Source organism: Bradyrhizobium aeschynomenes (assembly GCF_013178945.1).
Classification (GTDB): Bacteria; Pseudomonadota; Alphaproteobacteria; order Rhizobiales; family Xanthobacteraceae; genus Bradyrhizobium; species Bradyrhizobium aeschynomenes.
The window spans coordinates 831,990-845,313 of record NZ_JABFDM010000002.1 but is presented as its reverse complement, the minus strand read 5'-3'; the positions used below and the strand labels follow the sequence as shown (position 1 = coordinate 845,313).

The window sequence follows — 13,324 nt, the reverse complement described above, 5'->3', positions numbered from 1 at the left end:
TCGCGCGCAAAACGGCGCAGCCGTTTTGAAGCAGCGCGAATGAGCCCGGAATCCATAACCACAGGGAGCAGTGTGTGGCGAGACGCCCACCGCCAGCGTGCCCCATACGACGGCCTGTGGGTACGGGTTCCGGGCTCGCGCTGCGATTGCGGCCGACTGCGTCGGCCTCGAGCTCCGCGCGCCCGGAACGACGCGGGGAGAGCGCGGTCCGCGTGGTCATGGCGTCGCCCGCGGCATCGTCACGGTGCTGACGCGGCCATCTATTTCGACTATCGTCCGCTGCAAACAGACCATCAAGGCAGAACAAAACAGGGAGCCCACGAGGAGATCAATGAGTACAGTCAAAGACGCTCTGGCCCAGAAAAGTGGCCCCCTCGTCCATGTTCGCTCCCGCGACATGGTCGTCGAAGCCTTGCAAAAGATGCGCGACAGCCGGGTCCGGTCGGTGCTTGTTGTCGACGACGACGTGCTGGTCGGCATCGTCACCCAAGGCGACTGCGCCATCAAGGTGCTGCTGCCCGGGCTCGATGCGAAGCAGACGCAGGTCGGCCAGGTGATGACGGCCAACCCGGTGACGGTCAGGCCGGACCACCGGCTGGACAGTTGCATGGCGATGATGTCGCAGCGTGGCTTTCGCCATCTGCCGGTGCTGAACGCCGGCAAGGTCGTCGGCGTGATCTCGATCGGCGACGTCGTCAAGAACATCATCCGGGACCTGGAGCACAATGTCGACGACCTGATGGGCTACATCATGAAGGACGGCCCGGGGGGCTGACAGACGAACGTGGTGCGGCCGCTGGTGCATATCTCGTTATGAATCGCAGTCGATCAAAGCCTTGATCTCGAGGCTCCGTAGTGGTCGTCCGTTAGTTATTGCCGCCTGGAATGCGCCTCTTGATCAATTAAGCAATCGGTTGGCAGACGAAAGAAATGAGGTCCCAGCCTGCAAGGCTCGTCCGAGCATCGCCGGGACATCACCCGAATGTCGTCGCGATCGCGGCGCGGACGGCGGCTTTTGCACCGGTGGGAAGGAAGGTCCCGTGGGCCGCAAAGAGCGCGTCGAAATCATGATCGAGCAATCGTTCGAAGTCGGTCTTGAGGCTGCCACCATGAGGCGTCGCCGCCTTGAGCCAAAGCGGGCCGATGAGGGTCGTGCGCTTGAAGCCGAGAAACGGCATCGCGATCCGTGCCGGCAGGTTGTTGTTCGAAAAGTCGCCGTAGTGCTGAAGCGCATCGCAGGTCACGAGCACGCCGGCGCCACCGCGAAGTAGCAAAGCTGCCTCGGGTATCCGCGCGTGCGCGAAAATCAGCAGTTGGGCGCCGTCGAACGGCAATTCGCCGAGATCGGTCAAAGGCGCGTCGATCTGCGGCGTGGTGTAGCGGGTCCCACCCGGTTGAGCCCAGAATCGCGCTCCGTAGCGGTCGACGTAAAAGGCGTCGTCGCGTCCGTGGGCGCCGCCAAGACGCAAGACATGCGCGACCCGCCCGAGCGCCTCCAGCTTGGCCAGTTCGTCGGGAGCAAGGCGAACGGAATTGACGAGCGTCAGCGCATTGCCGCGGCGGATGATCGTCATGTTGCGCGAAATGGTCACGAGCGGGTTGATCGGGATCGTGCCGCGCGTACAAAACAGATCGGGTCCGATTTGCGCGATGGGGTCGTGGTGCAGAGCGTGAGGAAAATCTTTCATCGGTGGTCTCTCAAGTCACCCGTTGCAGCGCCCGAACGGGAATGCGTGCCGCCAGGCGGGTCGGGTCCTCGCATAGCGCGCCGGACCATGGGCCGTGAATACAGCACCGAAGAGGCCCGCGCCGCGTCGCACGACGATCGCCGGTCTTTGAATTCGATATGAGCCAAGGCGGATCGCTCACCGGACGTAATGATTGCGCGTTCGCCAACGATATCAACCTTTCGCTGCACCACCAATATGCCGCGGAGACTTCTCGATTCGGATGATCATGCGCTTGCTGTCGCTGCGAGCTGTCGTGCGCTACGGTGCGAGCGGTTTAGTCCTCTGACCGGTTGCGGACCTGAGAGCGTCTAACCGAGTTGGGCTCAGGAGGTTGTATCGGCATTCTGATGGAGAATTGAGGGATGTTCGGCAAGTCTGATGGCGTTTGGTTGAACGAGCCGAGAAAATGGTCGGAAAAGGACAATTACCTCGAGCTGGAAACAGACCGAGCCACCGATTTTTGGCGCGAAACTCATTACGGCTTTATCCGTGATAGCGGGCATTTCCTGGCTTTCCAGACGGAAGATGCGTTCACGGCCGAACTTCGCGTCCGGGGCAACTTCAAGGCGCTCTACGATCAAGCGGGCATGATGGTACGCATAGATGAACGTCGCTGGCTAAAGGCTGGGATCGAGTTTTCGGACGGTCGCGCCATGCTGTCGAGCGTCCTGACGGACGGGCAATCGGACTGGGCGACGGCCCCCTATGAGCACGACCCCAGTGATTTTCGACTGCGTGTCACCGTTGCGCATGGCGTCCTTCGTTTGCAGTCATCGCATGACGGAAAGATATGGCCCCTGATGCGGCTTGCGCCATTCGCCAAGAGCCCTTCTTACCTCGTTGGACCTATGGCCTGCACGCCGGAGAGATTCGGGCTCGAAGTGGTCTTTTCCGATTTCCGGCTGGCGCCGCCGCTTGGCAAGGAACTTCATGATCTTGAATGAGAAGGCGGGACGTCCGCTTTTATGAAGGCAGCCAGCTGCGAGACGACGACGTGACCGATGAATGAGCGATGGGCGGCGTTGAACGCCATCAACGTTGGCCGTTCATCGACGACAGAGAACGTCCGGGTGTGTTCCGCCATGTCCGGTCGATGAGCGGCAGACACGACGAGCAGCTTTGCAGAATCGCGGTTGTGCGGCCCCGGGGGGGGATGCTGATCCCGAAGGCCCGCGTCGTTCGCTGACGACCCACAGTGGACTCTGGTGGGCAACAACGAGTGTCTTGTGCAGCAGACGCCAGCTCTAGAGGTCGAAGACCGTAAGCGGATGCGATCCGTCGCATGGCATCGGCCGACCCTGACCGCCTTCAATCAAGTCCGGCGCGGAAACCAGCACAGAGCGTTCGCACGACATTGCGAGCCATTCTCTCGCTCGGAAGATTGGCTGCAGCCGCAGCGGCGACGTGGGCGGGGTGAACGAAAACAGTGACTGCATCTCGTACGACACCGGCTGCCGCATCAATATCGTCAACCTTGATTTCGCCGCGTCTTTTCGCGTCAGCAAGAATGCGGGCGATGAGCGACGTCATCGCCCGAGAATAGGCTGCGATGATCTCCGGCCTCTCCTCCACGATGCGACGGTACAGTCCGTAGACTTCGGGATCTGCAACGAAGCGCTCGCGCTTGCGTGCGTGCAGCGCCAGCACCATGCCCTCTATCCGCTCTGCGAAAGGTCCTTCAGCCTCCGCGAAGCGAGTAGCCATTTCTTGCTCATCACGCATGGCCTCGATGACCAGGGCATCGAAGAGGTCAGCCTTGGAGCGGAAGTGTCGATAGATCGTCGTGTGTGACGTGCCCATGGCCCGAGCGACATCGACAACGTTGGTCTTGGCTTCGCCATGACGTCGCACCTGGTCGCGCGCCGCATCGAGGATCTGCGCCCGAAACGAATTTTCGTCATCAGGGGAAGGGGTTGTAGGGTTGGAAGCCTTCGATTTCATGGTCGTTTGACAATAACGCCGGTTCCCAAGATAGGCAAACGAACAAAATATGAAATATGTTCGTTGACTTTTGAACAGGTGGACCTCAGGATCGGGCATCAACCGAAGAGGTCCGTCATGACTGCTGCCGCTTCATCGTCCCGCCCTCCGCGCCTCGCGCTTGTCACCGGTGGATCAGGCTTCGTCGGAACTCGCCTGATCGTGCGTCTTCTCAGCGAGGGGTGGCAGGTGCGCGCACTCGCCCGCAGCGTGGACAGCGAGGCGAAGGTGAAGAGCCTCGGAGCAAGGCCCGTCCCCGGCGAACTCAACGATGAACAATCGCTGCGAAAGGCGATGGACGGGTGCGAGGTCGTTTTTCACGTGGCCGCGCACTTCAAGCTTTGGGGGCAGCAGACGGTCTTCGATGCGGTCAACGTCGAAGGGACGCGCGCTGTCGTCAACGCTGCGGCTGCGACGACCAGCGTGCGCCGCGTGGTCGCAGTGAGTGCTGCGGCCGTTGTCATGGGCGATCCCGAACCGATGTTCGATGTCGACGAGAGTCTTCCTCTGCAAACGCGCGCTTTCTCGCCTTATGGATCATCGAAGGCCGAAGGTGAGCGCGTATTGCTTGCAGCCAACGGCGCGAGGCCGGGTCTGGAGACACTCGCACTGCGGCCACCATTCATTTGGGGCGGCGAGATGCCGACCCTTGATCACATGGTGGAGACGGTCCGTGCCGGCCGATGGCAGTGGGTCTCCGGCGGCGAACAGGCCATGTCGAGCTGTCATGTCGACAATCTGTGTCATGCGCTGCTTCTCGCCGCAGACGCGGGTCGGGGCGGCCACGCCTATTTCGTCGCGGATGCCGAGCGGAGCACTTTGAAAAGCTTCATTTCATCACTGCTTGCAACGCGCGAGGTGACTGCACCGGACAAGGCGATCTCGTTCAGGATGGCCTGGATCGCGGCGGGCATCATGGGCGTCGCGTGGCGCAGGCTGCGAATCAAGGGTGAACCGCCGATTACGCGGCAAATGTTACGCCTTATCGGCCAGCCGTTCACAATCAGCATCCGCAAGGCTCAAGCCGAGTTGGGCTACACGCCGCAGATCACGATGCACGAAGGCCTGTCCGCGATGCGGAAGACTCAGCCGAAGTTCGCTGGTGCGTATGCCCAACACGGCGAACGCCGCACGAGCGTTGCCTCGTGACGACCTTGTCGGGCCCTTTTCGGCGCGCCCTCATCGGACGTCCTGCCGCCCGCGCCGCGAGCGCGCTGCCGACGTGCGCGTTTGCACAGATCAACACCTACGACCAAGGACCGCCAGATAGCCTGACCAGGCCGGGCGTCAACTGCCCCTGATCTGACCAACCGTCCGAGTCGGCGTGCAGCGCTACGCGCCGCCCGGTCTTGCCAGCCGTTCGATCGTCTGGTTGTGCCGCGTCAGCAGCTCGCAGGCATGGCCGATCTGTCGGTCGCGCAGGGCCTGCAGGATCAGGCGGTGATCGCCGTTGCTGCGCGGGCGCCAGCCGGCATTGCGGGCCATCGCCAGCACGAGGCGCGAATTGGCGAGGCGTAGACCCTCGAGGCTCGCCAGCAGGCGTGGCATCGCGCAAGGCATCACCAGGGCGCGGTGAAAGGCGCGGTTGGCGGTCTCGAACTCCCGGATGGTCTCGGCATTGTCCGCCTCGATCAGCGCCAGCTCGATCGCGGCGAGATGCGTCGGCGTATAGCGCGGTGCGGCGTTACGCAGCGCGATCACCTCCAGCGCGACGCGCATCTCGACGATCTCCTTGGTGGACTTCGCATCGAGCGGCGCCACCCGCACGCCGCGCCGGGGCGCTGCGACCACGAGATAGAGCGCCTCGAGCTGCCGGAACGCCTCGCGCACCGGCACGTGGCTGGAGTTGAATTCGCGCGCGATGTGGTCCTGTCGCAGCGGCGCGTCCGGGGGCAGGGCGCCGCTGACGATGCGTTCGGTGATTGCTTCGGCGATGCGATGCGCGGTGGTGATGTTTTCGTCCTGCATGATGATAGATTATCTATTGAAAAACCTGATGCGGGGGAAGCTGCGGTATCCTACGGTCTGAACAGGATGATATTTCATAGATATTATCTATGAAAATCTATAATTTGGAGTGTGGGCATGGCCGGGGTGAGCCGTTCGTCGTCGCAGCAGATCGAGCATGGCGACACCGTCCGCCATGATTGGACGAGGGACGAGGCCGAGGCGCTGTACGGTCTGCCGTTTCCCGACCTGATGTTTCTCGCCCAGTCCACGCATCGCCGGCATTTCGATCCGACCCGGCTGGAGACGGCGAGCCTGCTCAGCATCAAGACCGGCGGCTGCCCGGAGGATTGCGGCTACTGCTCGCAGAGCGCGCATTACGACACCGGGCTGAAGGCGACCAGGCTGATGGACCATGATGCCGTCGTCGCGACCGCGCGGCGCGCGAAGGCCGCGGGCGCGGAGCGCTTCTGCATGGCCGCGGCCTGGCGCAGCCCGAAGGACCGTGATCTCGACCAGGTCTGCGACATGGTCAGCGCGGTGAAGGATATCGGCCTGGAAACCTGCGTGACCCTGGGCATGCTGACGCCGCCGCAGGCGCAGCGGCTCAAGCAGGCCGGGCTCGACTACTACAACCACAACGTCGATACCTCGCCCGAGTACTACGACCGCATCATCACCACGCGCACCCTGCAGGACCGCATCGACACGCTGGCGCATGTGCGCGAGGCCGGCATCAAAACGTGCTGCGGCGGCATCATCGGCATGGGCGAAGAGGTGGACGACCGGCTCGGCATGCTGGTGCTGCTCGCCAATCTCGCCGCGCACCCGGACAGCGTGCCGATCAACATGTGGAACGAGGTCAAGGGCGTGCCGGTCAACGACACGGCGGCGCGGCCCGACGGAATCGCGCTGGTGCGGCTGATCGCGGTGGCGCGGATCATGATGCCGCGGAGCGTGGTGCGCCTGTCCGCCGGCCGGCAGTATATGAGCGACGAGCTGCAGACCCTGTGCCTGCTGGCCGGCGCCAACTCGATCTTCATCGGCGACGTGCTGTTGACCACGGCCAATCCGCAGGCCGCGCGCGACGCGGATCTGCTCGCGCTGCTCGGCATGACATCGTCCTTGTCGGCGCGCGCCGGCACCAGGGACGAAGGCCACGCCGCTGACGTTTCGCCCGCGGCCTGATCCGAACATCTCATCAGCATCACGACGCGCGCGGCTTTCCGCGTGGTGCCGATCCTTGCCGTCGACCGACCGAGGAGAGTGCAGCGATGACCATGCCTTCGAACAGATTGGCGATCTATGCCGACGGTCTCCAGACACTCGCAGCCGATGACCGGCTGCGACGGCTCGTGCCCAGGTCGGGTCTGGATTTCTCGTCCAACGACTATCTCGGTCTCGCCCGGGCACCGCGCATTCGACGCGCGATCGCGGCCGCCATGGATGCCGGGACGCCGGTCGGCGCCGGTGGCTCGCGGCTGCTGCGCGGCAATTGTGATGAGCACGAACGGCTCGAGGCGGAGGCGGCGCGGTTCTTCGGCGCCGACAGCGCACTGTTCTTCGGCTCTGGTTACGTCGCCAATTTCGCCGTACTCACGACGCTGCCGCAACGTGACGATCTGCTGCTGCTCGACGCACTCGTCCACGCCAGCACCCACGAGGGCGCGCGCGCAGGTCGCGCCGAGATCTGTCAGTTCGCCCACAACGATCCGCAATCCGCCGAGGATGCGATCATGATCTGGCGCCGGGACGGTGGGATCGGCCGGCCCTGGATCGTCGTCGAAAGCCTCTACAGCATGGATGGCGACATCGCGCCCTTGGACGATCTGATCGCGGTGGCTGAACGGCACGACGCCTTCCTGTTGATCGACGAGGCGCATGCGACCGGCGTGCTAGGTCCGCAGGGGCGGGGCCTAGCCGCCCGGTTCGAAGGCCGCGACGACACGGTCATCGTGCACACCTGCGGCAAGGCGCTGGGCGCCGCGGGCGCGCTGGTCACGGCGCATCGCGTGCTGCGCGAGACGCTGATCAACCGCTGCCGTCCCTTCATCTTTGCCACGGCGCCGTCGCCGCTGATGGCGGTGGCCGTCTTGGAGGCGCTGGCGATTCTACAGGACGAGCCGGAGCGGCAGCAGAGGCTGTCGCAACTGGTGGCGTTCGCGCATCGCGAGATCGCCGCGCGCTTCGGCCGAACCTTGTCGTCCTCTCAGATCATCCCCTACATCGTCGGCGACAATGCGCGCGCGATGGTTCTTGCCGGCGGCCTGCAGCAGCGCGGCTTCGACATCCGCGGCATCCGGCCGCCCACCGTGCCCGCCGGGACGGCGCGTCTCAGGCTGTCACTGACCTTGAACGTCGACGAGGCCGCGATCGCGGCGCTGCTCGGCGCGCTGGTCGAGCTCGAAGGAGAGCAGCGATGGCGCAGCGCATCGTAGTCACGGGCACCGACACCGGCATCGGCAAGACCGTGTTCGCGGCCGGCCTGACGGCGCTGCTCGGCGCCCGCTATTGGAAGCCTGTACAGGCTGGCCTTGCCGAGGCGACGGACTCGCGCCGTGTCCAGCAACTCGCCGGGCTCGCCGACGACCGTGTGATCCCCGAACGCTACCGATTGGCCACGCCGGCCTCGCCGCATCTGGCGGCGCGCCTCGACGGGATCAGCATCGATCCGCTCCGCCTCGATCCGCCCGACTTGGGCGACGTGCCGATCGTGATCGAAGGCGCCGGCGGCGTCATGGTGCCGCTCGACGACGACACGCTGTATCTCGACGTCTTCGCCCGCTGGCAGTGCCCGGTGGTGCTGTGTGCACGCACCAGCCTGGGCACCATCAACCATTCGCTGCTGTCATTGGCGGCGCTGCGCAGCCGCGGCATCGACATGCTCGGCGTGGCCTTCATCGGCGACGCCAATCCCCACGGCGAGGCGACGATCTGCCGTCTCGGCGCGGTCAAGCGTCTCGGCCGATTGCCCTGGCTCGCGCCGCTCACCGGCTCTTCGCTGCAGCGGGCCTTCAGAGACGAATTTCGGCGGATGGATTTCGAGCGATGACAGGCGCGGCTTCACCGATCTGGCATCCATTCACACAGCACGCGCTGCAGCCGCAGATGACGCCGATCGTCCGCGGCGAGGGCGCCTATCTCCATGCGGCCGACGGCCGGCGCATCATCGACGCCATCGCCTCGTGGTGGGTGGTGACGCATGGCCATTGTTGTCAGCACATCGTGCGCGCGATCCAGGCGCAGGCCGAACGGCTGGATCAGGTGATCTTCGCCGGGCATACCCACGAGCCGGCCGAGCGGGTCGCCGCAGGCCTGCTGGAGCTTGCGCCAGCCGGCCTGGCGCACGTGTTCTTCTCCGACTCCGGGGCCACCAGCGTCGAGGTCGCGCTGAAGATGGCGCTCGGCTATTTCAGGAACATCGGCGCGCCGCGCACGCGCATCGTGGTGATGCAGCATTCCTATCACGGCGACACCATCGGCGCGATGTCGGTCGGCGCGCGCGGCGTGTTCAACGCCGCCTATGAGCCACTGCTGTTCGACGTGGCGGTCGTGCCGTTTCCGGCTCAGGGCCGCGAGCAGGCGACGCTCGATGCGCTGGCCGCGATCTGCGCGCGGGATCGTCCGGCAGCCTTCATCGTCGAGCCGCTGGTGCTCGGCGCCGGGGGCATGCTGATGTACCCGCCCGCCGTGCTGCGCGAGATGCATCGGATCTGCCGTGCGTTCGGCGTGCTGTTCATCGCCGACGAGGTGATGACCGGCTGGGGCCGCACCGGGACGCCGTTCGCCTGCGCGCAGGCGGACATCGCGCCCGACATCGCCTGCTACGCGAAGGGTCTCACCGGCGGCACGCTGCCGCTCGCGGTGACGCTCTGCAACGATGCCATCTTCGAGGCGCATCTCGCGGCCGATCGCGCACGAACCTTCTTCCATTCCAGCTCCTACACCGCCAATCCGATCGCGTGCGCGGCGGCATCAGCCAATCTCGAGCTGTGGCGCCAGCCTGAGACGCCGGCCCGGGTCGCCGCGGTCGCGGCAGCTCAGCAGCGCTGCCTGGCGCGCTTCCGCTACGATGAGCGTTTCTCCGATCTCCGGCAGTGCGGCACCATCACGGCGCTCGATCTGCATGCGGATGAGCCCGGCTATCTCGCCGAGGTCGGGCCGAAGCTCCAGGCGTTCTTCCGTGACAGCGACGTGCTGCTGCGGCCGCTCGGGCACACGATCTACGTGATGCCGCCATATTGCGTCACGCCGGATGATCTCGATACGATCTATTCGGCAATCGACGCGGCCGTCGATCACGTGCTCTGAGGAGTCGTTCCGCCGGGCGCAATTTGCGCTTCACGAGTCCCCGCATTAGCATCGTGCGAACGAAGTTCGTTGCGGGGAGGAGGCAGTCATGAACGCACCGGCCGGCGGTGGCAGCGCCAAGGAGACCAAGGAGGCCAGCCCGGCCGTCAGTGCGGCGCAGCAGGCGACGCTGGAGACGCTGCCGTTCGACGACACCGCCGATTTCGACGATGCCGCGCGCGGCTTTCTCGGCACCATCGACCAGGCCAAGGTCACGACGGCGCAGGGGCGCAGCGTCTGGAGCCTCGAACCCTACGGCTTCCTCGACGCCGAGGATGCGCCGCCGACCGTCAATCCCAGTCTGTGGCGGCAGGCGAAGCTGAACATGCATCATGGCCTGTTCGAGGTGGTCCCCGGCGTCTACCAGGTGCGCGGGCTCGACATCGCCAACATGACCTTGATCGAGGGCAGCACCGGCGTCATCGTCGTGGACACGCTGACCTCGATCGAGGGGGCGCGCGCTGCGCTCAATCTCTACTATCAGCATCGCGGCACGAGGCCGGTCATGGCCGTGATGTTCACGCATACCCACACCGATCATTGGGGCGGCGCCCGCGGGGTGGTGGAGGAGGACGCCGTGACCAGCGGCCGCGTGCCGCTGATCGCGCCCAACCTGTTCATCGAGCACGCCGTGTCCGAGAACATCATCGCAGGTCCCGCGATGCTGCGCCGGGCGCAGTATCAGTTTGGGCCACTGCTCGCGAAAGGTCCCAAGGGGCATGTGGATTGCGGGCTTGGCAAGACCATGGCGGCAGGCGGCGTGGCGTTGCTGCGGCCAAATGATCTGATCATGGCGACCGGCGACACCAGGACCATCGACGGCGTCAGCTTCGAATTCCAGATGGCGCCGAACAGCGAGGCGCCGGCGGAGATGCATTTCTTCGTGCCGCGCTACAAGCTGTTGAACCTCGCGGAGAACTGCACGCACAACTTCCACAATCTGCTGCCGTTTCGTGGCGCCGACGTGCGCGACGCGCTGGCGTGGTCGAAATATCTCGGCGAGGCCCTGCAATTATGGGGCGGCAAGGCCGAGGTGATGTGCGGCCAGCACCACTGGCCGGTCTGGGGCGCCAGCCGCGTCGACGGCATGATCCGTGAGCAGCGCGATCTCTACAAGTTCGCGCATGACCAGACCCTGCGGCTGATGAATCACGGCCTCACGGCAAATGAAATCGCCGAGCAGATCGCGCTGCCGAAAAGCCTCGAAGGCGCGTGGCACGCGCGCGGCTATTACGGCCACATCCGCCACAATGTGAAGGCGATCTATCAGAAATATCTCGGCTGGTACGACGCCAACCCGGTCAATCTCGATCCGCTGCCGCCGGTCGAGGCCGGCAGAAAGTACGTCGCCTATATGGGCGGCGCGGAGCCTCTGCTGGCACGGGCGCGCGAGGACTTTGCGAAGGGCGAGTTCCGCTTCGTGGCGCAGGTCGTCTCTCATCTCGTGTTCGCCGAGCCCGACAATGCCGAGGCTCGTGCGCTGCTCGCCGATACGCTGGAGCAGCTTGGCTATGCGGCTGAAAGCGCGACCTGGCGCAACGCCTATCTGTTCGGTGCGCAGGAGCTCCGTCACGGGATGCCGGAGGTGCCGGCACGCTCGGGCATGCCGCGCGAGACCTTGGCCGCGCTGCGCACCGAGCAATTATGGGATGTGCTCGGCGTGCGCCTGAACGGACCCAAGGCCGAGGGCAAGCACATCGTCCTGAACTGGACCTTCACCGACACCGGCGAGCGCTTCATGCTCACCTTGCAGAACTGTGCGCTGACCTATGCCGTGGGGGTGCAGGCTTCCACGGCTGACGCCGGCTTCACGCTGGCGCGCGCCACGCTCGACGAGATCATCGCCAAGGCGACGACCTTTCCGGAAGCCGTCGCTGCCGGCAAGATCAGCTTCGTGGGCAATCCGATGCGGCTCGCCGAACTGATGTCGCTCATGGACGAGTTTCCGCGGATGTTCGAGATCGTCGAGCCGAAGCGCGCGAAGGTGACTTGAGAAAGAAGAAGGAGGTCGGTTCGCCCGGTCACCGACCTCCGTCATACGCCGATCATTCCGCGCTGCTGACCAGCCGGATACGCGGCTCGGCGCGCTCGATCAGACGGCGATAGGCCGCGAGATAGTCGAGCGCCATGCGCCGGGCGGTGAAGCGCTGCTCAAACCGCTCGCGCACGCCGGCGCGGCTGAGATCGCGGAGGCGGCTCACCGCGGCGACGGCGCTGAGCTCGTCCTCGACGACGAAGCCGGTGACGCCGTCGTCGATCACCTCGGGAACCGAGCCGCGGTTGTAGGCGATGACCGGCGTGCCGCAGGCCATCGATTCGATCATCACCAGGCCGAACGGCTCGGGCCAAGCGATCGGCAGCAACAGCCCGAGCGCGCCAGACAGGAACTCCGGTTTTTCGTGGTCGCCGATCTCGCCGATATACTCGACCAGCGGGTTGCCCCGGATCAGCGGAGAGATCAGCTGATCGAAATAATCCTGGTCGGCGCGATCCACCTTGGCGGCGATCTTCAGCGGGATGCCACAGCGCATCGCGATGTTGATGGCGCGGTCGACGCCCTTCTCCGGCGCGATGCGGCCGAGCACCGCGAGATAGCTCGGGGTCACCGGCTGGGGCATCAGCAGTTGCTCGGGCAATCCATGCAGAACGGTGCGCACCCAATTGGCATTCGGCACCGGGCGGCGCTGCGCGTCGGAGATCGAGATGACGGGAACATCCTTGAATATGGAGAACACCGGCTGATGTTCGGGAAGATCGAGCCTGCCGTGCAGCGTGGTCAGGAACGGCGTCGGTTGCCGGTGAAACAGCGAAAAGGGGTAGTAGTCGAGATGGAAGTGCAGAATGTCGAATTCTTCATCGTCGCATTTCTGCCTGACACTTTCCAGCATCACCATGTGCAGCGCGTTCGGGTCTCTGACGGATCCGTCCAGGCGTAGTGCCTTGGGCCATGTCGGAGAGAGCTTCGCCGAGGTTTGCGAATCGCCGCTGGCGAACAGCGTGACGTCGTGACCGAGGGCCACGAGTTCCTCGGTCAACCAATGAACGACCCGCTCAGTGCCGCCGTAGAGCTTCGGAGGCACGGCCTCCGTCAATGGAGCAACCTGCGCAATGCGCATCTCACCGTCTCCTGTTCGTGATCATGGATGAAGCCCCCAATCGGCCCGGCACTGCCGCAGCGGGAACGTGGTCGCAGTGGTGAAGTTCCGGTGCGGCGATCACTCTTTACTCGACGCAACGTGTTCCGGTGCGTCTCATTGATGCCCGCATCGTCTTCGAACCCGGTCGGCACACCATCATGCAGATGCAGCAGGGCGGCT

At 64.7% G+C, this 13,324-nt stretch carries 12 protein-coding genes; 8 read left to right on the top strand and 4 right to left on the bottom strand.

Annotation, left to right across the window (positions count from 1 at the left end; genetic code table 11):
* Positions 1-331 precede the first annotated feature (331 nt).
* Positions 332-775: a CBS domain-containing protein gene (locus HL666_RS08415; RefSeq protein ID WP_172111897.1), complete on the top strand. Its 444-nt coding sequence runs from the start codon at positions 332-334 to the stop codon at positions 773-775.
* Between the two features lie 199 nt (positions 776-974).
* Here the strand turns inward: HL666_RS08415 and HL666_RS08410 are convergent, their stop codons facing one another.
* Positions 975-1,688: a hypothetical protein gene (locus HL666_RS08410; protein WP_172180812.1), complete on the bottom strand. Its 714-nt coding sequence runs from the start codon at positions 1,686-1,688 to the stop codon at positions 975-977.
* A 404-nt stretch (positions 1,689-2,092) separates the two neighbouring features.
* Between HL666_RS08410 and HL666_RS08405 the strand changes: the two genes are divergently transcribed.
* The gene (locus tag HL666_RS08405) at positions 2,093-2,674 is read left to right on the top strand and encodes a DUF1349 domain-containing protein (RefSeq protein WP_172180810.1); all 582 of its coding nucleotides are present in this window, start codon (positions 2,093-2,095) and stop codon (positions 2,672-2,674) included.
* A 364-nt stretch (positions 2,675-3,038) separates the two neighbouring features.
* Here the strand turns inward: HL666_RS08405 and HL666_RS08400 are convergent, their stop codons facing one another.
* Positions 3,039-3,770 carry a TetR/AcrR family transcriptional regulator gene (locus tag HL666_RS08400; RefSeq protein WP_246740039.1) on the bottom strand — a complete coding sequence of 244 codons (732 nt, stop codon included), beginning with the start codon at positions 3,768-3,770 and terminating at the stop codon, positions 3,039-3,041.
* Between the two features lie 18 nt (positions 3,771-3,788).
* Here HL666_RS08400 and HL666_RS08395 point away from each other — a divergent pair, with 18 nt between their 5' ends.
* Positions 3,789-4,859 (top strand): NAD-dependent epimerase/dehydratase family protein, encoded by a 1,071-nt coding sequence (locus HL666_RS08395; protein WP_172180808.1) that lies wholly within the window; start codon positions 3,789-3,791, stop codon positions 4,857-4,859.
* Between the two features lie 183 nt (positions 4,860-5,042).
* On the opposite strand, the gene HL666_RS08390 is transcribed toward HL666_RS08395, so the two are convergent.
* Complete coding sequence (locus HL666_RS08390) at positions 5,043-5,678, bottom strand: GntR family transcriptional regulator (protein WP_172180806.1); 636 nt, start codon at positions 5,676-5,678, stop codon at positions 5,043-5,045.
* 117 nt (positions 5,679-5,795) lie between these two features.
* Here HL666_RS08390 and bioB point away from each other — a divergent pair, with 117 nt between their 5' ends.
* The 5 genes from bioB to HL666_RS08365 all read left to right on the top strand — a co-directional run bounded on the left by bioB (position 5,796) and on the right by HL666_RS08365 (position 12,000).
* Positions 5,796-6,845: a biotin synthase BioB gene (gene bioB, locus HL666_RS08385; protein WP_172111902.1), complete on the top strand. Its 1,050-nt coding sequence runs from the start codon at positions 5,796-5,798 to the stop codon at positions 6,843-6,845.
* Between the two features lie 92 nt (positions 6,846-6,937).
* Positions 6,938-8,095, top strand: a complete 1,158-nt coding sequence (locus HL666_RS08380; RefSeq protein ID WP_376698583.1) for an 8-amino-7-oxononanoate synthase — start codon at positions 6,938-6,940, stop codon at positions 8,093-8,095.
* The gene (bioD, locus tag HL666_RS08375; protein WP_172111904.1) at positions 8,077-8,709 is read left to right on the top strand and encodes a dethiobiotin synthase; all 633 of its coding nucleotides are present in this window, start codon (positions 8,077-8,079) and stop codon (positions 8,707-8,709) included. The genes HL666_RS08380 and bioD overlap by 19 nt, the downstream gene beginning before the upstream one ends.
* A complete protein-coding gene (locus HL666_RS08370) occupies positions 8,706-9,968 on the top strand; it encodes an adenosylmethionine--8-amino-7-oxononanoate transaminase (protein WP_172111905.1) in 1,263 nt (420 codons plus the stop codon). The genes bioD and HL666_RS08370 overlap by 4 nt, the downstream gene beginning before the upstream one ends.
* 88 nt (positions 9,969-10,056) lie before the next feature.
* Positions 10,057-12,000 (top strand): alkyl/aryl-sulfatase, encoded by a 1,944-nt coding sequence (locus HL666_RS08365; RefSeq protein ID WP_172180802.1) that lies wholly within the window; start codon positions 10,057-10,059, stop codon positions 11,998-12,000.
* Between the two features lie 52 nt (positions 12,001-12,052).
* Here the strand turns inward: HL666_RS08365 and HL666_RS08360 are convergent, their stop codons facing one another.
* Positions 12,053-13,123 carry a glycosyltransferase family 4 protein gene (locus HL666_RS08360; protein WP_172134111.1) on the bottom strand — a complete coding sequence of 357 codons (1,071 nt, stop codon included), beginning with the start codon at positions 13,121-13,123 and terminating at the stop codon, positions 12,053-12,055.
* Positions 13,124-13,324 lie beyond the last annotated feature (201 nt).

Coding starts and splice junctions, on each gene's coding strand:
- HL666_RS08415 (WP_172111897.1), top strand. CDS start 332: ATGAGTACAGTCAAAGACGCTCTGGCCCAGAAAAGTGGCCCCCTCGTC.
- HL666_RS08400 (WP_246740039.1), bottom strand. CDS start 3,770: ATGCCCGATCCTGAGGTCCACCTGTTCAAAAGTCAACGAACATATTTC.
- HL666_RS08360 (WP_172134111.1), bottom strand. CDS start 13,123: ATGCGCATTGCGCAGGTTGCTCCATTGACGGAGGCCGTGCCTCCGAAG.
- HL666_RS08365 (WP_172180802.1), top strand. CDS start 10,057: ATGAACGCACCGGCCGGCGGTGGCAGCGCCAAGGAGACCAAGGAGGCC.
- HL666_RS08370 (WP_172111905.1), top strand. CDS start 8,706: ATGACAGGCGCGGCTTCACCGATCTGGCATCCATTCACACAGCACGCG.
- HL666_RS08390 (WP_172180806.1), bottom strand. CDS start 5,678: ATGCAGGACGAAAACATCACCACCGCGCATCGCATCGCCGAAGCAATC.
- HL666_RS08410 (WP_172180812.1), bottom strand. CDS start 1,688: ATGAAAGATTTTCCTCACGCTCTGCACCACGACCCCATCGCGCAAATC.
- bioD (WP_172111904.1), top strand. CDS start 8,077: ATGGCGCAGCGCATCGTAGTCACGGGCACCGACACCGGCATCGGCAAG.
- HL666_RS08380 (WP_376698583.1), top strand. CDS start 6,938: ATGCCTTCGAACAGATTGGCGATCTATGCCGACGGTCTCCAGACACTC.
- bioB (WP_172111902.1), top strand. CDS start 5,796: ATGGCCGGGGTGAGCCGTTCGTCGTCGCAGCAGATCGAGCATGGCGAC.
- HL666_RS08395 (WP_172180808.1), top strand. CDS start 3,789: ATGACTGCTGCCGCTTCATCGTCCCGCCCTCCGCGCCTCGCGCTTGTC.
- HL666_RS08405 (WP_172180810.1), top strand. CDS start 2,093: ATGTTCGGCAAGTCTGATGGCGTTTGGTTGAACGAGCCGAGAAAATGG.